Consider the following 19,486-nt stretch of genomic DNA (forward strand, 5'->3'; position numbering starts at 1 on the left):
CTATGGCGGCCAGGGAGACCTTCACCTGCCGCCTTCCCTGGCGGCGGCCTCGCGCCGCTCGATGATCCGCCGAGTGAACGGAATCCGCTCCACGGCCAGCCCGGCGAGGTAGGCGGCGAAGAAGCCGAGCAGGATGACGCCGTACGGCGTGGTACTGAAACCGTTCAGGACGACGAACGTGTGCAGGACAGGATCGATCAAGGCCATGGGGCGATCTCCGGTGGCTACGACTACCTAGGGGATGCCTCAGATTATCTCGCCAAACCCCCTACAAAGACCCTAATCGGGACAATCCGCGAGAGGTCATGCCTCCTCGTGATGGATGAAGATCGAGGTATCGAGATCGACGTCCACCGGTTTCGGCAGTTGCACGGTCGCGCCGAGTTCTGCGCGGACCGACTGCTTGTAGACACCGTCCACCGGGTCACTGTGCACGGTCACGCTCGGCGGACCGGCGAACGGATCGATCAGGAGCATGACCGGAATCCGCGCCCACGCGGCGGCCAGCGGCTTGCGCTCGCGGTCTTCCTCCACGCTCCCGGCGGACACGATCTCGCCAACGAGCAGAACGTGCTCAGAACGGATGGACTTGCCCCACATGCCGCGCTTGGCGTGCGCGATGACCATGTCGGGGATGTAAGTGTCACGTGCGGGGAAGAAGCAGACGTCCACCGTTCCCCCGAAGACCAGCCGGTCGCGCTCCTTCCCACCGGGTACATGGCGACGATGAAACCGGTCATTCCCAGCGCATGGTTGGCGCCTCCGGCGGGGCTCATCACGACCTTGCCGTCGATCGCCGCGACCGACCAGCCGGGGATGCGGGGCAGCCATTGGTAGACATCTCGCGCCGTGGCCAGCGGAGGAAGCTCGACGGCCGGCTGTTCGACGCCGAGCTCACCGCGTTCCACCGGCATGGACCGATCATCCCTTCGCTCCCGGGGGTGAGACAACTCCAGAATGACACACTGAGTATCTCTTACGTCACCCTCGGTCGCAGGAGTTCGCGGGAATCTGTGTTCGAGAGACGACTATGGCCGTCGCGGAGTCCGCGACGGCCCTAGCCGTTCGGATCAGTGGAAGAAGTGGCGGGTTCCGGTGAAGTAGAGGGAGATGCCGGCGTTCTGTGCCGCCTCGATCACCTCGGGGTCGCGGATGGAGCCGCCGGGTTCCACCACCGCGCGGACTCCCGCCTCGGTGAGGACCTGGAGGCCGTCGGCGAAGGGGAAGTAGGCGTCGGAGGCGGCGACGGCGCCGGTGGCGCGCTCGCCGGCGCGGGAGACCGCCAGGCGGGCGGAGTCGACGCGGTTGACCTGGCCCATGCCGACTCCCACCGTGGCGCCGTCGGCCGCCAGCAGGATCGCGTTGGACTTCACCGAACGGCAGGCCCGCCAGGCGAAGGCCAGGTCGGCGAGCACGGCCGGGTCGGCGGGCGGGCCCGCCTTCAGCTCCCACGACTCAGGGGCGTCGCCGGGGGCGTCGAGCCGGTCCACGCCCTGGACGAGCAGGCCGCCATCGATCCGGCGGAACTCCTCGGTGTTGGCGGGCCCCTCGGGGCAGCGCAGCAGGCGGATGTTCTTCTTGCCCCGCAGTACGGCCAGCGCCTCCTCCTCGAACCCGGTCGCGACCACGACCTCGGTGAAGATCTCCGCGATCTGCGCCGCCAGGGCCGCCGTGACCGGGCCGTTCACCGCGATGACCCCGCCGTAGGCGGACACGGGGTCGCAGGCGTGCGCCTTGCGGTGCGCCTCGGCCACGTCGGCGCCCACCGCGACGCCGCACGGGTTGGCGTGCTTGATGATCGCGACACAGGGGTCGGTGAAGTCCCACGCCGCCCGCCAGGCCGCGTCGGCGTCGACGTAGTTGTTGTAGGACATCTCCTTGCCGTGCAACTGCTCAGCCCCGGCGAGGCCGCCGCTCTGCCCGGCGCCGGTGTAGAGCGCGGCGCGCTGGTGCGGGTTCTCGCCGTAGCGCAGCACGGCCGAGCGCCGCCAGGTCGCGCCCATGAAGCCGGGCCACTCGGTGTTGTCGTCGGTGTCGTCGCCGGCGACCTCGTCGCGCCCGGCGAACCAGGAGGCGACCGCCACGTCGTAGGACGCGGTGTGCGCGAACGCCTCGGCGGCCAGGCGGCGGCGCGCGGCCGCGGTGAACCCGCCCTCGGCGACGGCGGCCAGCACGTCGCCGTAGGAGGCCGGGTCGACCACGACGGCCACGGTGGCGTGGTTCTTGGCGGCGGCGCGGATCATCGCGGGCCCGCCGATGTCGATCTGCTCCACGCACTCGTCGTAGGACGCGCCGGAGGCGACGGTCGCGGTGAACGGGTAGAGGTTCCCCACGAACAGCTCGAACGGCTCGATCTCCAGCTCGTCGAGCTGGGTCACGTGATCGGGGTCGCGCATGTCGGCGAGCAGTCCCGCGTGGACCCTCGGGTGCAGGGTCTTCACCCGGCCGTCCAGGCACTCGGGGAAACCGGTCAGCGACTCGACGGGGGTCACCCGCACGCCGTACGACGCGATCCGCGTCGCCGTGCCTCCCGTCGAGACGATCTCGACGCCGGCGGCGTCGAGGCCGCGGGCGAGTTCCTCCAGCCCTGACTTGTCGTACACGGTGATCAGCGCGCGCCTGACGGCGATGCGGGTCACTTCTCATCCCTCCTGGCGGAACCTTGCGGACCTGCTTGCGGGGCCTGCTCGCCGGGGGCCTCAGGCTCCCAGGCGTACCTTGCGGCCCGTGACGGACCAGCCCTCGCGGGCCATCCGGCCGATCGTCTCGACCAGCAGCGCGCGCTCCACGACCTTGATGCGCTCGTGCAGCTCCCGCTCGTCGTCCCCGTCGAGGACGGGCACGGTGGCCTGGGCGATGATCGGACCGGTGTCCACTCCGGCGTCCGCGAACATGACCGTACAGCCGGTGACGCGCACGCCGTACGCCAGGGCGTCGCGGACGCCGTGCGCGCCCGGGAAGGACGGCAGCAGCGCGGGGTGCGTGTTGACGACCGGGAAGGCGTCGAGGGTCGGCCGGCCGATGATCTTCATGAACCCGGCGCAGACCACCAGGTCCGGTTTGTGCACGGCGATGCGCTCGGCCAGCGCGGCGTCCCAGGACGCCCGGTCAGGGTGGTCGGGAAGGCGTTCCACGAAGGTCGGCACGCCGGCCCGCGCCGCCCTGTCCAGCCCTTCGATCCCGGTGCGATCCGCCCCGACGGCCACGATCTCGGCGCCGTAGCCGGGCTCGTCCGCGGCGTCGAGCAGGGCCTGCAGGTTGGTCCCCGAACCGGAGACTAGGACCACGAGCCGGGCGGCCTGGTCGGTCACGAACGGACTCCATTCGGGCAGAGGGCAGCGAGGCGACGGGATCCCGCACGCCGCAGTCAGGGTACCCTCCGAGGAGAGCACGGCAGAGGAGGCCAGGTGACGACACCCGTCCAGACCCCTATCGGGCAGCGCTCCCCTGAGGTGGCGGCCCGGCGGGCCATTTGGCTCGCGCTGGCCGCGGCGGCCATGACCTTCCTGTTGCCGATCGCGGGTCTGGTGCTGTGCGTGATCGCGCTGGTGGCCGGGTTCCGCGCGGTCGGCGCGACCCGCCGCGAGGCGAAGCCGTCGGGTCTGGCGGTGACCGGCGTCGTGATCTCCTCGGTGTCGCTGCTGCTGTCGGTGGGGATGGCCGCCTTCCAGCTCTACTTCAGCTCCGAGCTGAGCGTCTACACCGAGTGCAAGATCGGTGCGGGCACGGTCGCCTCCCAGGAGCAGTGCCTCGACCAGCTCGAACGCGCGATGGAGCGGAAGATGCCCTTCCTGCGCCCCGGCGAGCTGCAGTTCCCGTTCGCCCCCTGAGCCGCCCGGCCCACCATGAGCCGACCGGCCCCGAGCGGGCCGGTCAGTCGCGGTCCCAGGCGTACGGATCGACGTAGATCACGTGGCCGCCCCGGTCGTCGCTCTCGTCCACGATGTCCCTGCGCGGCTCGCGCGACGGCTCACGCCGCCGCGACGGGGTGTCCGGCGGCGCGCCCGCGGAGGCGTGCTCGTCCATCCAGTCGTCTCTGATGGCCGGTATCTCCTGGGTGTCGGCCTCCGTGGCGTCCAGCCAGTGGCCGGGCAGCCGGGCCACGACGTCTTCGCGGGGCTCGGCCAGGCCCGCCCTGCCCGCCGCCTTGGCCAGCGCCGCCCCGGCCTTGCGCATCGGCGTGGCGGCGGTGCCCAGCCTGGCCAGCGCGCTCGCGTGGCCGCGCGCGGCGCGGAACACCAGCATCCAGTTGGACAGCCCGGCGGAGATGCCCGCCGCGACCCCGACCTCCAGGGTGACCGACAGCATTACCTCCCACCCGTGCGGGCCGACGGTGGCCAGCCGCCCGAAGCCGAGCGACCCGCCCGACACCGCGGCCAGCAGCCCGGCGGCGACGCCGGTGGTCAGCCCGCACAGGAACCCCCACAGCGGCGCCGCCTCGTAGGACGGCGAGGGCGCGACCCTGACCAGGACCAGCCCGGCCACCGCCCCGGCCGCGAACGGCACCGCCAGCACGGCCATCAGCCACGGCGAGGACGGCCCCGCGTCGGGCAGCGCGCCGAACACCGGCAGGCTGGGCACGCTGCCGAGCTGCACGCCGGTCGGCGCGACCAGCGTGCCGGTGCCGATCGCGAACCCGGGCCCGGCGATGTAGGCCAAGCCCCAGATGGCCCCGTTGAGCAGGTAGAGCACCTGGATCAGGATGAGCAGCAGGCCGCCCACCACCCCCGGCGACAGCGCGCCGGTCAGCTCGCCGACCTGCCCGAAGTTGACCGCCACGGCCACGAGCACCAGCAGGGTTCCGGCGGCGAGCATGATGCCGAGCGCGCTCGCGGTGCCCAGCGTCACGGACCTGGCCCGCTCGGGAAGCAGCCGCAGCATGACGCGCCAGGGGCCGATCGTGCGCGCGGTGGCCAGGCAGCCGGCGGCGAAGGCCAGCAGCAGGTGGCTGACCAGCGCCTCGGCGATGTGCGGCTGGGTGATCTCGTTGCGCGCGATCAGCGCGATCATCCCGGCGAGCAGCGCGTACGGCGCGGCCAGCGAGACCCCGGCCTGGGCGACCAGCACGAGCTGGGCGCGACGGCGGGCGCTCGCCAGGTCCTTGGGGCTGCCCTTGGGCAGCCGCGCGGGCATCCGCACCCGCAGGTCGGCGTCGCGGGCCATCCACAGCCCGGCCCGGTAGAGCAGGAACGCGGGCAGCGCCATCAGCCCGAGCGGGAGCAGCCCGACCCGCCCGCCGGGGATCGAGAAGCCCGCGTGGTGGGCGGCCAGCCAGAGCTGCGCGGCCGTGCGGAAGACCCCGGGCAGGCCCGAGCCGAACGCGCCGCGCGGCGCGGCGATCCAGCCGACCAGCGTGAGCGTGGTGAGCACGGCGAGTCCGACGCCCAGGGTGCATGCGGCGGCGAGCATCCCCGAGACGGGCAGTGGCCTGCGCGGCTCGTCGTCGTCACCGGTGACGCCTGGGCGGGGGATTCTGCCGAGGACGGTACGGGGGGCCGTCCGTAGCTGATCGAAAAGGGCCGTCACAGTAGTCGATGTTCTCAGCACGGACGGCCTGCGCGGGGTTGCCGAACCCGCGTGTCGCCGGGTTGGGCCCCATTTGGGTCCGATTTCGGCTGATCTCTTATCGGCTCCGCGCATGACCGAGGGTGCCCGGCACGACGCCTGGCACCCTCCGAAACGTCGTCAGCGGGATCGCATGATCTCGCGCATCAGGGCCGCGGTCTCGCTGGGCGTCTTGCCCACGCGGACCCCGACCTTCTCCAACGCCTCTTTCTTGGCCTGGGCGGTGCCCGAGGACCCGGACACGATCGCGCCCGCGTGCCCCATGGTCTTGCCCTCCGGCGCGGTGAAACCGGCCACGTACGCGACCACCGGCTTGGTCACCGAGGTCTCGATGAAGGCGGCGGCCCGCTCCTCGGCGTCGCCGCCGATCTCACCGATCATCACGATGGCGTCGGTGCCGGGGTCGGCCTCGAACGCGGCGAGGGCGTCGATGTGCGTGGTCCCGATCACCGGGTCGCCGCCGATGCCCACCGCGGTGGAGAAGCCGATGTCGGCCAGCTCGTACATGAGCTGGTAGGTCAGTGTGCCCGACTTCGACACCAGGCCGATGCGGCCCGCGGTGGTGATGTCGGCCGGGATGATGCCCGCGTTGCTCGCGCCGGGCGACGCGATGCCCGGGCAGTTCGGCCCGATGATCCGCGTCACGTTGCCCGCCTCGGTGGCGTAGGCCCACCACTCGGTGGAGTCGTGCACCGGCACGCCCTCGGTGATGACCACGCACAGCGGGATCCGCGCGTCGATCGCCTCCTTGACGGCGTCCTTGGTGAACGCCGGGGGCACGAACACCACGGAGCAGTCGGCCCCGGTGGCGCTCATCGCCTCGGCCACCGACCCGAACACCGGCAGCCCCTCGTGCACGGAGCCGGCCTTGCGCGCGTTCACGCCGCCGACGACGTTCGCGCCGGAGGCCAGCATCCGCCGGGTGTGCTTGGTGCCCTCCGAGCCGGTCATGCCCTGCACGATGATCCGGGACGACTCCGTCAGCCAGATCGCCATCGCTAGCCCGCCTTCCCGGCCGCGGCCAGCTCGGCCGCCCGCCGCGCCGCGTCGTCCATCGTGTCCACCAGTTCCACGCCCGACAGGCCGGCGTCCCGCAGGATCTGCCTGCCCAGCGTGGCGTTGTTGCCGTCCAGCCGTACCACCAGCGGCCGGGTCACGCTCTCGCCGCGGTCGTCGAGCAGCTTGAACGCGGCCACGATGCCGTTGGCCACCGCGTCGCACGCGGTGATGCCGCCGAACACGTTGACGAAGATCGAGCGGACCGAGGGGTCGGACAGGATGATCTCCAGGCCCGCGGCCATCACCTCGGCCGAGGCGCCGCCGCCGATGTCCAGGAAGTTCGCCGGGCGCTGCCCGTCGTAGTCCTGGCCGGCGTAGGCGACCACGTCGAGGGTCGACATGACCAGCCCGGCGCCGTTGCCGATGATCCCCACCGCGCCGTCGAGCTTGACGTAGTTGAGGTCACGGGCCTTGGCCGCGGCCTCCAGCGGGTCTTCGGCGCTCTTGTCGGCGAAGGCCTCGTGATCGGTCTGGCGGAAGACGGCGTTGTCGTCGAGGGTGACCTTGCCGTCGAGGGCCTTCACCTGGCCGTCGGCGGACAGGATCATGGGGTTGACCTCGACGAGCGTGGCGTCCTCGTCCACGAAGGCGCACCAGAGCTTCTCGATCAGCTCGGCCGCGCCCTCGATCGCGCGCTCGGGCAGCAGGCCCGCCTTGGCGATCTCCCTGGCCGTCGCCCGGTCCACTCCCGCGAGCGCGGAGACCGGGATCTTCGCCACCTTCTCCGGCGCGGTGTGGGCGACCTCCTCGATGTCCATGCCGCCCGCGGCCGAGCAGATGGCCAGGAAGGTACGGTTGGCGCGGTCGAGAAGGAAGGAGAAGTAGTACTCCTCGGCGATCGCGCTGGCCTCCTCGATGAGCACCTTGTGGACCGTGTGGCCCTTGATGTCCATGCCAAGGATCTCGGTGGCCTTCTTGGCCGCGTCAGCGGCGTCGTCGGCCAGCTTCACGCCGCCGGCCTTGCCACGGCCGCCGGTCTTCACCTGGGCCTTCACGACGACTCGACCGGTCAGGCGCTCCGCCGCCGCGCGCGCCTCCTCCGGTGTGTGAGCGACGATGCCACGCGGCACGGGGATGCCGTAGGCCGCGAAGAGCTCCTTCGCCTGATGTTCGAACAGGTCCACGAGGGTCCGTCCTTGCTTTTCCGGCTTCTCTGCAACTTGTTGTCTAGGGTGCGCGTCCAGGCCGGCGGGGGCCCTGCGCGGGGCCCACCACAAGATCCGCCGAATGCCCGGCGTTTTCGCCAGTGAAGCCTAGCCCCCCGAAAGACCCACGCAGGTCATGGGGTCGGTTTTAGCGCCCTCAGGCAAGTGCGCAGATGCGGCAAAGCCTGACAAACCCCACTAAACACGCGCCGGAATGGCGCCGCGGACCCAGTCGACGATCTCCTGAGTGGTGGCCCCGGGGGTGAAGACCTTGGCCACGCCGAGGCGGTCGAGTTCCGGCATGTCATCTTCCGGGATGATCCCGCCGCCGAACACCACGATGTCGTCCGCGCCCTGTTCGCGCAGCAGCTCCAGCACCCGCGCGAAGAGCGTCATGTGCGCGCCGGAGAGGATCGACAGCCCGATCGCCGCGGCGTCCTCCTGGATGGCCCCGCGCACGATCTGCTCGGGCGTCTGGTGCAGGCCCATGTAGACGACCTCCATCCCGGCGTCTCGCAGGGCGCGCGCCACGATCTTGACACCCCGGTCATGACCGTCGAGTCCCGGCTTGGCGATCACGACGCGGATCCGTGCCGTGGCTTCCATGCAGACCTCCCAGGGAGCGTTGCCGTCCCCCGAACTGTAACCGGAGGCCCTCGGCGCCGCGTACCACACTCCCCCGGTTCCGGTCGGAGGAACTCAGCATATCTGCACGAAAATAACACAAGCACACGCAATGCAATGTCGTATTCACGCAATGAAGCATTCATCATCATAAATTCTAAGAATTCCTATGTATTGTGACTTCGCCGTGATCACCGGCTGGGAGCATGTTCCGGCAACGTCTCGCATTTCCTGACGAGGCGACCAACGGGAGGATACGAACCCAATGAGGCGACTCATCGCCATCGCGGCGGCCGCGATCGTCGCACCCGCGCTGGCCATCGCGACCCAGGCGGGCGCGCAGGCGGCGGCCGCGTCCCCTGGCGACGCCTTGAAGAAGCAGTTCAAGAACGGGCGGGGTGTCAACTACACCGAGACTTCCCGCACCAGCATCGACGGCAAGTTCTTCGCCGGCGTGAAAGCCAAGGCGGTGTTCCAGTTCGGCAGGCCCGGCGTTGTCGCGGCGGACGCCACCGTACGCCGCACTTGGGACAAGTCGGTACTCGACATTTTCAAGGAAGATGTCGAGGAGGATTACAGCGGCGAGCAGAGGATCGACACGGTGAAGCTGCTCACCGCTCCGTACCGGGTGATCTCACTGCCGAAGGCGACCTACATCTCGCACCCGGCGATCAACGACGTGCTGCCGGAGGGCAAGAGCTGGATCTCCGAGACCGGCAGGCAGGCGCTCGCCCCCACGGAGCTGACCACCCAGCAGATCAACGTGTTCGAGCCGAAGACGCTCACGACCCTCGCCGCCTCGGCGAAGGCCAAGGGCAACGGCGGCACCGTGGACGGAGCGCGCACCACGCTCCTGCGCGGCACGATCACCTATGCCGACCTGTACAAGATCTCCCCGAGCTTCCGCTCGGCCACCGGCAACCAGCGGCCGAAGGGCAAGGACGCCAAGCGCGCGATCTCCTGGAAGCTCTGGCTCGACGGCAGGAACCTGCCCCGTCGCCTCTCCTCCACCCTTGAGGAGAAGTACGGCAAGATCAAGATGGTCTCCAGCACCGACAGCCGCTACGGCGCGTGGGGCGTCCGTGTCTCGATCAAGGCTCCGCCGAAGGACCAGATCGCGACGCCGGAGGACCTCGACCTCGGTGACGAGAACCCGATCAACCTGATCCCGGACAGCCGTCTGGGCAACCTGGGCGACCTGGGCAGCCTGGGCCTCAAGCCCTGACGACCGGTCAAGCCTGACGACCGCCTGAGCCCGACCCGCGGCCCCGTGCTCCCCGTGAGCGCGGGGCCGTCGTGTTTCCCCCGGCATTCCCGAACGGCGCCCACCTTTACCGAAGTTAGTTCGTACACGAACTTTATCCATCCCAGACCCGGCGCTCTTGGTCGATACCGTGACCGAATTGGGATCTTGTTCCACAGGGGGAATCCATTCATGAACGTGCGCTGGAAAGCCGTACTCGCCGTCGCCGCGATAGGCGCCGCGACGGCAACGATGACGAGCACAGCGAGCCCGGCGGGGGCGGCGGAAGAGACGCGGGCACCGGCCGCGTGGCCGCTGCCCGCCTCACCGGTCGATCCGACGGGGCCGGTGGCCGCGCTGCGCAGGCAGTTCGCCGACCGCGGCAGCGTCCGCATCGCGGAGATCACCACCAACGCGGTCAACGGCGCGGCCGTCGCGCGAGTGCGGACCGAGAGCACGATCGGCTTCGGCGAGAACGGGCCGTACAGCACCCAGGTCACCTTCACCAGTGACACGCCGGGCACCAACGCGATGGCGGCGCCGGGGCGGAACTGGCCGATCATCACCGACGACTCCTACTACCCGGACGCGAGCGCGGCCCGGTATGACGACGGCTTCTACCCGGAGGCGGGCGCGCCCCGGTTCGACGACGTCTACTACCCGAACGCGGGCACGCCCCGCTACGGCGAGGCCGGGGCGCCCGCCGTCGCGATGTCGGGGCCGGTGCAGGTCCTGGAGCCCGCGACGCTCCGCGCCCTGCTGCTGACCTCCTACACCGGCAGGCAGCCGTCCGAGATCCTCGACGGCCAGCAGACCACGGTCATGTCGGGCACCATCTCCATGAGCGAGCTGCACCGCGTCTCCGAGGGCTTCCGCAGGGCCTACACGGCCTACGAACCGGAGACCCGCGTCCACTGGCGGCTCTGGCTCGGCCGGGACGACCTGCCCCGCCGCCTCACCACGACCTGGAGCCGCATCGACACCGTGGACGCCAGGATGACCACGGTCAACGACGCGCGCTTCAGCGCCTGGGGACGGCGGCTCAACACCGAGGCCGACGCCGAGGCCGCGGCCAAGATCCTGGCCACCATCCCGACGCTCGAACAGCTCACCTCACAGGTGCGCGGCATTCCAGTGATCTCTTCGCTGTTCGGCTGAGCCCACTAGCTGAGCCCACTGGCTGAGCTCACCGACTGAGCCCATCCCGGTTCCCGGGGTGGGCTACCGGTATGTGGGCCAGTGCTCCGGCCCTTCATGCCGGGGGTGAAGGCCCACGCGGGAGGGCCGCCAGGCTCGGGCGTGCTCTAACCGGGCCGGTTCTGCTGCTCGATGTATCGGCGCAGGACGCTGATCGGAGCGCCGCCGACCGATCCGGCGAAGTAGGAGCCCGACCACAGCCTGTTCGCCCGGTGGTAATGGGTGGCCAGCTCAGGGAACTCCTGCCGCATTCTGCGCGAGGAGACTCCCTTGAGGCTGTTGACCAGCTTGGACAGGGCGACCTTGGGCGGGAGGTTCACCAGCAGGTGGACATGTTCGCCTTCGCCGTTGAACTCGCGAAGCTCGGTCTCGAAACCGGCGCAGACGCCCCGCATGCTCTCTTCCATGCGCTCCAGGTGAGGACCGGTGAACACCCGATGCCGGAACTTGGTGACGAATTCTTCGCCTCGATCACCGGGAAGCGCAAGGGCCCGAAGATCGGGGACGTGACGGTCCGCTGGTCGCGGGATCTGCCCGCCGAGCCGTCGAGCGTGACAGTGGTCAAGGACGCGTCCGGCAGGTACTTCGCCTCGTTCGTGGTCGAGAGGGCCGACGAGCCGCTGCCAGAGACGACGTCCGGGGTGGGCATCGATCTGGGCCTGACGCACTTCGCGGTGATGTCGGACGGCCGCAAGGCGGGCAATCCGCGTCTGCTGCGGCGGGCCGAACGCAGGTTGGGCAAGGCCCAGCAGGCGCTGAGCAGGAAAGAGAAGGGTTCCGCGAACAGGCGGAAGGCCAAGGTGAAGGTCGCCAAGGCGCACGCCAGGGTGACCGACGCCCGCCGAGACTGGGCGCACAAGCTCTCCACGCGGATCATCCGCGACAACCAAGCGGTGTACGTGGAGAACCTGTCGGTGTCCGGGCTCGGCCGAACGAAGCTGGCCAAGAGCGTGCATGACGCGGGCTGGTCCCAGTTCACGGCCATGCTGGAGTACAAGGCGAAACGCGGCGGCAGGACGTTCGCCAGGATCGACCGGTTCTTTCCGTCGAGCAAGCTGTGCTCGGTGTGCGGCGTGCCGGCCGACGAGATGCCGCTTCACGTCCGGTCGTGGGAGTGCCCGTGCGGCGCTGTCCACGACCGGGACGTCAACGCCGCCAGGAACATCCTCGCCGCTGGACGAGCGGAGAGCCTAAACGCCTGCGGAGGGACCGTAAGTCCCGCCGCCTAGCGGAGGGCGAGTCCCGGCGAAACAGGAAGCCGTCAGAAGTGCCGCAGGCGCGGCACAGGCTGAATCTCCAGCCTTCAGGATGGAGAGCGCGTCAAAGCTTTTCCATAGGGGCGTAGGCGGACATCAGGGTCTTCTCACCGGACGCGCCGAAGTCGACCTTGACCTTGGCCTTCTCCGCGACGCCGTCGACCGAGACGACCGTGCCCAGGCCGAACTTGTCGTGAGTGACCCGGTCGCCGGGCGCGTAGTCGGGGACGGCCCGCCCGCCCGCCCCGCGCGCCGGAGCCGCGGGCTCCCTGCGGGTGGTCGCCGCCGACCAGGCGGACTTCTCCGGATCGGTACGCCAGTCGAGCAGCTCGCGGGGCACCTCCGACAGGAAGCGCGACGCCGGGTTGAACGACGGCGCGCCCCACGAGCTGCGCACCGCCGCCCGGGTCAGGTAGAGCCGCTGCTGCGCGCGGGTGATGCCGACGTAGGCCAGCCGGCGCTCCTCCTCCAGCTCCTTCGGCTCGTTCAGCGACCGCGAGTGCGGGAACACGCCGTCTTCCATGCCGGTCAGGAACACCACCGGGAACTCCAGCCCTTTGGCGGTGTGCAGGGTCATCAGCGTGACCACACCGCCGCCGCCGCTCGCGGCGGTGTCGGGGGCCCGCTCGCCGGGGGGCACCACGCCCGCCCCGCCACCGGGGATCTGGTCGGCGTCGGCCACCAGGGATACCTGCTCCAGGAAGTCGGCCAGCGTGCCCTCGGGGTTGGCCTCCTCGAACTCGGCGGCCACGGAGATCAGCTCGTTGAGGTTCTCCAGTCGGCTTTCGTCCTGCGGGTCGCCGGAGTTCTCCAGCTCGGCCCGGTAGCCGGTGCTGACCAGGATGTCTTCGGCCAGGGCGGCGGGCGGCATGCCCGCGGCCTTCTCCCCCAGCTCCTCCAGCAGCGCGGTGAACTCCTTGATCGCGTTGAGCGATCGGGTGGCGAGGCCGGGCGCCTCCTCGGCCCGCCGCAGTGCCTCCCAGAACGGGATCCGCTCGCGGGTGGCGAACGCCTCCACCATCGCCTCGGCCCGGTCGCCGATGCCGCGCTTGGGCACGTTGATGATGCGCCGCAGCGACACCACGTCGTTGGGGTTGGCCAGCACCCGCAGGTAGGCCAGCAGGTCGCGGACCTCCTTGCGCTCGTAGAAGCGCACGCCGCCGACGACCTTGTACGGCAGGCCGGTGCGGATGAAGATCTCCTCGAACACCCGGGAGGCCGCGTTGGTGCGATAGAAGACGGCCACCTGGCCGGGCGTCACGCCGTCGTCGTCGGAGAGACGGTCGACCTCCTGGGCGACGAACATGGCCTCGTCGTGCTCGTTGTCCGCGACATAGCCGACGATCTTTGCCCCGGCCCCCTGGTCGGACCAGAGGTTCTTCGGCTTGCGGCTCTCGTTGCGGGAGATGACCGTGTTGGCGGCGGAGAGGATGTTCTGGGTGGAGCGGTAGTTCTGCTCCAGCAGGATCGTTCGGGCGTCGGGGTAGTCGCGCTCGAACTCCATGATGTTGCGGATGGTCGCGCCGCGGAAGGCGTAGATCGACTGGTCGGCGTCACCGACCACGCACAGCTCGGAGCGCTCGTCGCCCTCGCGGACCACGTCGCCGTCGGCGGTGCGGACCTCCGAGTGCCCCACCAGCTCGCGCACCAGGGTGTACTGCGCGTGGTTGGTGTCCTGGTACTCGTCGACCATGACGTGCCGGAAGCGGCGCCGGTAGTGCTCGGCGACCTCGGGGAAGACCTGGAACAGGTTGACCGTCAGCATGATCAGGTCGTCGAAGTCCATCGCGCCGGCCTCGGTCAGCCGCTGCTGGTAGGCGCGGTACGCCTCGGCGAGGGTCTTCTCCAGGTGGGACCCGGCCCGCTCGGCGGCGGTCTCGTAGTCGATCAGCTCGTTCTTGAGGTTGCTGACCTGGGCGGAGAACGACCTCGGCGGGTAGCGCTTGGGGTCGAGGTCCATCTCCCGGCAGACCATGGCCATCAGCCGCTGGGAGTCGGCCTGGTCGTAGATGGAGAAACCGCTCGGGAACCCCAGCCGCTTGGCCTCGCGGCGCAGGATGCGCACGCACGCGCTGTGGAAGGTCATCACCCACATCGCGGCCGACTTCGGGCCGACCAGCTTGTCGACGCGGTCCTTCATCTCGCGCGCGGCCTTGTTGGTGAACGTGATCGCGAGGATCTCCGGCGGCCGGACCCCGCGCTCGGCCAGCAGGTAGGCGATGCGGTGCGTGAGCACCCTGGTCTTCCCCGAGCCCGCGCCCGCGACGATGAGGAGCGGACTGCCGTGATGAAGGACGGCCTCTCGCTGCTGCGGGTTGAGACCGTCGAGCAGCGGATGGTCGGTGGAGACTTGGCTGGGCACCTCCCTAGGTTAGGGCCGGGCACCGACAACAATGGCCCGCTCCATCGGAATAGCGCTCCGGTTCGCGGCGTTTCGCCGGGGAAGACGTCCGGGAGCGAAACACCATGGAGGCCGCCCGTGCTGAGGGACGACGAGATCACGAGGGTGCTCAGCGTGACCGCGCATCCCGACGACGTGGACTTCGCCTCGGCGGGCACGATGGCGGGTTTGGTCGAGCGCGGGGTGGAGGTCGTCTACTGCGTCGCGACCGACGGCGACGCGGGCGGTTTCGACCGGCAGCTCGACAATGGGGGCATGGCCGCGCTGCGGCGGGCCGAGCAGACGGCGGCGGCGAAGGCCGTCGGGGTGACCGACGTGCGTTTCCTGGGCTATCGCGACGGGTCTGTGGAGCCGGGCCTCGGCCTGCGCCGTGACATCGCCCGGGTCATCCGTCAGGTGCGCCCCGATCTGGTGATCACCCACAGCCCGGAGCGGAACTACGCGTTCGTCGCTCCCAGCCATCCCGACCACCGGGCGGTCGGCGCGTCCGCCCTGGACGCGGTCTATCCCGACGCGCGCAATCCCTACGCCTTCCCCGAACTGCTGGCGGAAGAGGGTCTCGACGCCTGGACGGTCCGCGAGGTGTGGTTGAGCGGGGGTCCTTCGCCCGACCACTTCGTGGACATCTCCGCGACGATCGACCGCAAGCTCGCCGCCCTTCGCTCACATGTGAGCCAGGTGTCGCATCTGGACACCTTCGACGAGTTCGTGCGCGAGCGCTTCGCCCAGACGGCCGAGCGCGCGGGGTTCGGTCCCGGCAGTTACGCCGAGGCGTTCCAGCGGGTCTCCACGGCCTGACGGCCGGCGCGCCCCGCGCCCGCCTCCACCGGCCTGCGCCGCCCGTCGATCGGGCGCCGCCGTACGTCCACGGGCTGGTCGCGCTGATCCGCGCGATCGGCCACGAGCCGAAGCGCCGCCTCCACGGTCTCCTTCATGGTCCGTGTGCCCAGCTCGCGCTGCGCCGTCTCCAGCAGCTCCTTGTCAACGTCGATGACGGTACGCATGTGAACCCTCACCTCCTGACCTCCCATGCCTCTCCGTAGTTCTACGCCGTCGCGGAGAACGTAACGAGAACCGGCCGCCTCCGGGGGCCAAGTCCGCCGACCGGCGGTCCGGATGGCAAGAAACACCGAAGCCGGTATGGAGAAACTCAACCCTGGGGATGAGAAATGCCATCAGGCAGGTCGGCGGCCAGCCGGGCGAAGGCGTAACCCAGCGAGTTCGTCGCGGTGTGCAGCATGGACGGCGCGAGCAGCCCGCCGCGGCGGCGCAGCTCGCAGAAGAGCACCCCGGCCGCCCCGGTGACCAGCACGCTGCCCGCCACCACCCGCGCGGTGTCGAGGTGCTTCTTCCACGGCCTGGGCGGCGGGGCCTCGTCGGGGTGGCGCAGCTCCTCGACGATCTCCTCGATCGTCTCCTCGATTCCCTCGCCGGAGGCCAGGCGGCCGAGCGCCGGGTTGGCCTCGGCCATGTCCATGGCGGGCAGCACGTGCCACAGGCCGAACAGGGCGGAGGAAACGGCGGTCGCGGCGGCGGGGCCGTGGGAGCGGGTCAGGGTGCCGTACACGACACCCCGGAAGCCGACCTCCTCCAGCAGCACCGTGCCGACCGGAACCTGGAGCAGGGCCTCCTCCAGGGCCCGCGCCCGGCTCAGGCCGAGCGCCCGCTCGTCGCGGAAGAACCTGCGGGTCGCGGGCAGGGCCACTCCCACCGAGTACACCGCCACCACGCCCGCCGCGAGCGCGCCGCCGACGACCGCGCCCCGCCTGCCGTGGTGGAAGCCCAGGTCTTCCCAGCTCGCCCCGGACCTCCTGGCCATGGCGACCAGCAGCCCGGTGGCCGCCGCCGAGGTCAGCGGCCCCAGCCGGGGGGCCACGCGGTTGTTCAGCACGTTGGCCGCCGTCAGGATGGCGATCTGTCCCGCCAGGAGCCGCTTGAACGATGTCACACGTGGCACGCTACGACACGGATCACGTGGGTGGCCTAACTAGCGGCGGATCCACGCCAGTTCGCCGGGAAACGCGACCTTCGCCGCTCCTGCGGCGTCAGCCCGCCCCAGATGCCCTCGGCCTCGCCCGCGCGCAGCGCGTACGCCCGGCACTCGTCCATCACCTGGCAGCGCGCGCACACGGCCTTGGCGCTGGCCTCCTGCTCGGGCGACGGCGAGAGCGGGAAGAACAGCTCGGGATCACTCGTACGGCAGGCACCCCGCCGCGCCCAGCCGATCTCAGCGGTCGTTACCCTCATCGCGCCTCCCCGGATCACTCGCACGACCAGCGTCCACGCCCCGACCCTAGGCCCGCCCTACGCCGGGTCACATCCCCCTCTAGGCGGAGTCGCGTGTCCCCGCCTGGTCGTACACGCCGGGACGGTCAGCAGGCGCCGACACCCTGGTTATAGCCGACGGTGAACGCCTGCTGGCGCTGTTCGGCCGTGCCGTGGGCGTCGGGCCGCCACCAGGCGTCGGTGGGGTCGCCCGCCGCCGCCAGGTTGACCAGCAGTTCCTCGTCGTCGCCCTCCTCGGGGCCGAGCCGCCGCTCGGCCACCAGCGAACCGAGCGCGCCGCCCGCGTAGCAGTCGGCCTGCAGCTCGCGTTCGACGTTGAGGCGGTACTGCGACATCGTCTGCGCCTGCACGGCGTGACCGATCTCGTGCAGGATGATCAGGTAGGCGGAGGCGTCGCCGAGGCGGTCGTACATCCCCCGCATCCACGGCTCGTCGAAGGCCACGAAATGGCCGTCGGGGCAGTAGAAGGCGTTCTCGGGCAGCGCGGGCTCGCCGCCGCACGCCGGGCCGTCCTGGCTCCGGTAGGGCACGAACTCGCGCAACGGGCGGTAGTTCGCGCCCTCGGCCGCGAAGCGGCGCCGCCAGAAGTCCTCGCCCAGGCGGGCGGCCAGTCTGATGTCGCCCTCGAAGGTCTCACCGGTCTCATCGGCGCTCCGCGACGCCTCGGGCCGGGCCGTGGATGGTTCCTGACGGTCGGTCGCCACCGGGAGCCGGCCGCATCCCGCGGCGAGTACGGCGAGCGCCAGCACGGTCACGAGGAGTCTGCTACGCACGGCTCCATCGTGGCCTATACGCGCCCGCCATACGAGCATCCTTCAGCCAGCGGTTGACATGTCATACCAGACGGCGCGCGGTCGCCCAGCGCGACAGCTCGTGCCGGTTGGAGAGCTGCAGCTTGCGCAGCACGGACGACACGTGGGTCTCGACGGTCTTGACCGAGATGAACAGCTCCTTGGCGATCTCCTTGTAGGCGTAGCCCCGGGCGATCAACCGCAGCACCTCCCGCTCCCGCTGGGTGAGGGAGTCGAGCTCGGGGTCGATCGACGGGGCCTCGCTGGAGGCGAACGCGTCGAGCACGAACCCGGCGAGCCTCGGCGAGAAGACGGCGTCGCCGTCCGCCACCCGGCGGATCGCGTCGGTCAGCTCCCGACCGCTGATCGTCTTGGTGACGTATCCGCGCGCGCCGCCACGGATGACGCCGATGACGTCTTCCGCGGCGTCGGAGACCGACAGGGCCAGGAAGCGGACCGAGGACCCGGAGCCGAGGACCCGGCGCAGGACCTCCTGGCCGCCGCCCCCCGGCATGTGCACGTCGAGCAGCACCACGTCGGGTTCCAGCTCGGTGATCCTGGCCACGGCCGTGTCGACGTCCTCGGCCTCGCCGACCACCTCGACGCTGTCGCCCAGCTCCGCCCGGACCCCCGACCGGAAGAGCCGGTGATCGTCCACGATCAGGACCCTGGTACTCACGTTGTCTCCATCTTCATGGTCAGCATGACTTCTGTGCCTTCCCCGGGGGAGGTGCGAATCCGCGCGGAACCGCCGTTGCGCTCCATCCGGCCGATGATCGACTGCCGGATGCCCATCCGGTCGTCGGGAACCGCGTCGAGGTCGAATCCCTTGCCCCGGTCGCGCACGAAGATCGTCACCTCTTCCGGCTCCACTTCGGCGTACACGGACACCACTGCGGATTCAGAGTATTTCGCCGCGTTGACCATAGCCTGCCGGGCCGCGTGGACCATGGCCGACAGCCGCTGGTCCAGGTCGCGGTCGCCGACGCAGACGATCTCGATGGGCACGCCGTGGGCGTCCTCCTCCTCGGCCGCGGCCCTGCGCACGGCGGCGGCGATCGTGGCGTCGGCGTCCTGCTTGGGCTGATAGAGCCAGTTGCGCAGCTCGCGCTCCTGGGAGCGCGCCAGCCGCAGCACCTCGCGGGAGTCGTGCGCGTTGCGCTGGATCAGGGTCAGCGTGTGCAGCACCGAGTCGTGGACGTGGGCGGCGACCTCGGCGCGCTCCTCCTGCCGGATTCGCTCGCGGCGTTCGAGCTGCAGCTCCTTCCACAGGCCCGCGAGCCAGGGAGCGGCGATCACCGCGAGCCCGCCCACCACGACCGCGGTGAACAGCAGCCCCGGACGCACCTGTGCGAACTCCCCCTGGACGTAGAGGAACCCGCTGGCCCCCACCACGACCAGCGCCATGCCGATCAGGCTGCGGATGCGGTTCTGCCGCACCCCCTTGACCGCGCCGCTCATCCAGCGTCTGCGCCGGTCGGGGTCGGCCTGCTGCCAGAGGATCAGCGCGCCGATGCCGACGACTGCGATCGGCCAGGTGGCGACGCCGCCCCCGGCCGTGCCGGTGAGCCAGCCGAAGCCCATCAGCGCCATGCCGATCGCGCTGAACGCGGCGATCTGGCTCCAGTCGCGCTGCGGCGGCGTGCCCTCGTGGGGCCGGCGCGGCGTGAACAGCCAGAGCGCGGCGTAGGCCACGATGCCGATGCCGTTGACCACGGTGAGCAGCACGAAGGCCAGGCGGATCACCACTGGATCGAGCCTGAGCTGCTCTGCCGCGCCCTGGGCCACACCCGCGACGAGCTGCCCCTCGACCGGACGCGTCATCCGGTGCTGGGGGGCCTCCGTCTGGGGAGGCGGCGCCACGGGCGGCGCGTCGCGAAGAGTCTGTCGGTCAGCCATATGTCAGCATCGTCACACGT

Annotated in this window: 19 protein-coding genes and 2 pseudogenes; 5 read left to right on the top strand and 16 right to left on the bottom strand. The window is 70.4% G+C overall.

Annotation, left to right across the window (positions count from 1 at the left end):
• Positions 1–21 precede the first annotated feature (21 nt).
• The 4 genes from P3X83_RS01645 to purN all read right to left on the bottom strand — a co-directional run bounded on the left by P3X83_RS01645 (position 22) and on the right by purN (position 3,311).
• Positions 22–207, bottom strand: a complete 186-nt coding sequence (locus P3X83_RS01645) for a hypothetical protein (protein WP_277303424.1) — start codon at positions 205–207, stop codon at positions 22–24.
• Positions 208–303: 96 nt separating this feature from the next.
• Positions 304–831 carry a Uma2 family endonuclease gene (locus P3X83_RS01650; RefSeq protein ID WP_277303425.1) on the bottom strand — a complete coding sequence of 176 codons (528 nt, stop codon included), beginning with the start codon at positions 829–831 and terminating at the stop codon, positions 304–306.
• Positions 832–1,070: 239 nt separating this feature from the next.
• On the bottom strand, positions 1,071–2,639 hold the full coding sequence (gene purH / locus P3X83_RS01655; RefSeq protein WP_277303426.1) for a bifunctional phosphoribosylaminoimidazolecarboxamide formyltransferase/IMP cyclohydrolase: 1,569 nt from the start codon (positions 2,637–2,639) through the stop codon (positions 1,071–1,073).
• 60 nt (positions 2,640–2,699) lie between these two features.
• On the bottom strand, positions 2,700–3,311 hold the full coding sequence (gene purN / locus P3X83_RS01660) for a phosphoribosylglycinamide formyltransferase (RefSeq protein ID WP_277303427.1): 612 nt from the start codon (positions 3,309–3,311) through the stop codon (positions 2,700–2,702).
• A 96-nt stretch (positions 3,312–3,407) separates the two neighbouring features.
• Between purN and P3X83_RS01665 the strand changes: the two genes are divergently transcribed.
• Entirely contained in the window at positions 3,408–3,830 is a 423-nt protein-coding gene (locus P3X83_RS01665; protein ID WP_277303428.1) for a hypothetical protein, read from the top strand.
• A gap of 43 nt (positions 3,831–3,873) precedes the next feature.
• Here the strand turns inward: P3X83_RS01665 and P3X83_RS01670 are convergent, their stop codons facing one another.
• The 4 genes from P3X83_RS01670 to P3X83_RS01685 form a co-directional block, all read right to left on the bottom strand.
• Positions 3,874–5,526, bottom strand: coding sequence for a DUF6350 family protein (locus tag P3X83_RS01670; protein ID WP_277303429.1), 1,653 nt, complete (start codon positions 5,524–5,526; stop codon positions 3,874–3,876).
• 159 nt (positions 5,527–5,685) lie between these two features.
• Positions 5,686–6,561 (bottom strand): succinate--CoA ligase subunit alpha, encoded by an 876-nt coding sequence (sucD, locus tag P3X83_RS01675; RefSeq protein WP_277303430.1) that lies wholly within the window; start codon positions 6,559–6,561, stop codon positions 5,686–5,688.
• A gap of 2 nt (positions 6,562–6,563) precedes the next feature.
• Entirely contained in the window at positions 6,564–7,748 is a 1,185-nt protein-coding gene (sucC, locus tag P3X83_RS01680) for an ADP-forming succinate--CoA ligase subunit beta (protein WP_277303431.1), read from the bottom strand.
• Between the two features lie 219 nt (positions 7,749–7,967).
• The gene (locus P3X83_RS01685; protein WP_277303432.1) at positions 7,968–8,375 is read right to left on the bottom strand and encodes a cobalamin B12-binding domain-containing protein; all 408 of its coding nucleotides are present in this window, start codon (positions 8,373–8,375) and stop codon (positions 7,968–7,970) included.
• Between the two features lie 283 nt (positions 8,376–8,658).
• Here P3X83_RS01685 and P3X83_RS01690 point away from each other — a divergent pair, with 283 nt between their 5' ends.
• Positions 8,659–9,618 carry a hypothetical protein gene (locus tag P3X83_RS01690; RefSeq protein ID WP_277303433.1) on the top strand — a complete coding sequence of 320 codons (960 nt, stop codon included), beginning with the start codon at positions 8,659–8,661 and terminating at the stop codon, positions 9,616–9,618.
• A 210-nt stretch (positions 9,619–9,828) separates the two neighbouring features.
• On the top strand, positions 9,829–10,794 hold the full coding sequence (locus P3X83_RS01695) for a hypothetical protein (protein ID WP_277303434.1): 966 nt from the start codon (positions 9,829–9,831) through the stop codon (positions 10,792–10,794).
• A gap of 146 nt (positions 10,795–10,940) precedes the next feature.
• On the opposite strand, the pseudogene tnpA reads toward P3X83_RS01695, so the two are convergent.
• Positions 10,941–11,291: pseudogene (tnpA, locus tag P3X83_RS01700) on the bottom strand (IS200/IS605 family transposase); the annotation flags it as partial.
• An 18-nt stretch (positions 11,292–11,309) separates the two neighbouring features.
• Here tnpA and P3X83_RS01705 point away from each other — a divergent pair.
• Positions 11,310–12,062, top strand: a pseudogene (locus tag P3X83_RS01705) (transposase); the annotation flags it as partial.
• A gap of 91 nt (positions 12,063–12,153) precedes the next feature.
• Here P3X83_RS01705 and pcrA read toward each other — a convergent pair.
• Positions 12,154–14,421, bottom strand: coding sequence for a DNA helicase PcrA (gene pcrA / locus P3X83_RS01710; RefSeq protein WP_277303500.1), 2,268 nt, complete (start codon positions 14,419–14,421; stop codon positions 12,154–12,156).
• Positions 14,422–14,568: 147 nt separating this feature from the next.
• Between pcrA and P3X83_RS01715 the strand changes: the two genes are divergently transcribed.
• The gene (locus tag P3X83_RS01715; protein WP_277303435.1) at positions 14,569–15,288 is read left to right on the top strand and encodes a PIG-L deacetylase family protein; all 720 of its coding nucleotides are present in this window, start codon (positions 14,569–14,571) and stop codon (positions 15,286–15,288) included.
• Here P3X83_RS01715 and P3X83_RS01720 read toward each other — a convergent pair.
• The 6 genes from P3X83_RS01720 to P3X83_RS01745 all read right to left on the bottom strand — a co-directional run bounded on the left by P3X83_RS01720 (position 15,252) and on the right by P3X83_RS01745 (position 19,466).
• A complete protein-coding gene (locus tag P3X83_RS01720) occupies positions 15,252–15,494 on the bottom strand; it encodes a type II toxin-antitoxin system VapB family antitoxin (protein WP_277303436.1) in 243 nt (80 codons plus the stop codon). The genes P3X83_RS01715 and P3X83_RS01720 overlap by 37 nt on opposite strands.
• A 146-nt stretch (positions 15,495–15,640) precedes the next feature.
• On the bottom strand, positions 15,641–16,438 hold the full coding sequence (locus P3X83_RS01725; RefSeq protein WP_277303437.1) for a type II CAAX endopeptidase family protein: 798 nt from the start codon (positions 16,436–16,438) through the stop codon (positions 15,641–15,643).
• A 35-nt stretch (positions 16,439–16,473) separates the two neighbouring features.
• The gene (locus P3X83_RS01730) at positions 16,474–16,737 is read right to left on the bottom strand and encodes a WhiB family transcriptional regulator (RefSeq protein ID WP_277303438.1); all 264 of its coding nucleotides are present in this window, start codon (positions 16,735–16,737) and stop codon (positions 16,474–16,476) included.
• 125 nt (positions 16,738–16,862) lie between these two features.
• Positions 16,863–17,549: a neutral zinc metallopeptidase gene (locus P3X83_RS01735; RefSeq protein ID WP_277303439.1), complete on the bottom strand. Its 687-nt coding sequence runs from the start codon at positions 17,547–17,549 to the stop codon at positions 16,863–16,865.
• A gap of 61 nt (positions 17,550–17,610) precedes the next feature.
• Complete coding sequence (locus P3X83_RS01740) at positions 17,611–18,246, bottom strand: response regulator transcription factor (RefSeq protein WP_277303440.1); 636 nt, start codon at positions 18,244–18,246, stop codon at positions 17,611–17,613.
• On the bottom strand, positions 18,243–19,466 hold the full coding sequence (locus P3X83_RS01745) for an ATP-binding protein (RefSeq protein WP_277303441.1): 1,224 nt from the start codon (positions 19,464–19,466) through the stop codon (positions 18,243–18,245). The genes P3X83_RS01740 and P3X83_RS01745 overlap by 4 nt, the downstream gene beginning before the upstream one ends.
• Positions 19,467–19,486 lie beyond the last annotated feature (20 nt).

The organism is Spongiactinospora sp. TRM90649 (assembly GCF_029382225.1).
GTDB lineage: Bacteria > Actinomycetota > Actinomycetes > Streptosporangiales > Streptosporangiaceae > Spongiactinospora.

Coding starts and splice junctions, on each gene's coding strand:
- P3X83_RS01645 (WP_277303424.1), bottom strand. CDS start 207: ATGGCCTTGATCGATCCTGTCCTGCACACGTTCGTCGTCCTGAACGGT.
- P3X83_RS01650 (WP_277303425.1), bottom strand. CDS start 831: ATGGCTGCCCCGCATCCCCGGCTGGTCGGTCGCGGCGATCGACGGCAA.
- sucD (WP_277303430.1), bottom strand. CDS start 6,561: ATGGCGATCTGGCTGACGGAGTCGTCCCGGATCATCGTGCAGGGCATG.
- P3X83_RS01685 (WP_277303432.1), bottom strand. CDS start 8,375: ATGGAAGCCACGGCACGGATCCGCGTCGTGATCGCCAAGCCGGGACTC.
- P3X83_RS01690 (WP_277303433.1), top strand. CDS start 8,659: ATGAGGCGACTCATCGCCATCGCGGCGGCCGCGATCGTCGCACCCGCG.
- P3X83_RS01695 (WP_277303434.1), top strand. CDS start 9,829: ATGAACGTGCGCTGGAAAGCCGTACTCGCCGTCGCCGCGATAGGCGCC.
- P3X83_RS01720 (WP_277303436.1), bottom strand. CDS start 15,494: ATGCGTACCGTCATCGACGTTGACAAGGAGCTGCTGGAGACGGCGCAG.
- P3X83_RS01730 (WP_277303438.1), bottom strand. CDS start 16,737: ATGAGGGTAACGACCGCTGAGATCGGCTGGGCGCGGCGGGGTGCCTGC.
- P3X83_RS01745 (WP_277303441.1), bottom strand. CDS start 19,466: ATGGCTGACCGACAGACTCTTCGCGACGCGCCGCCCGTGGCGCCGCCT.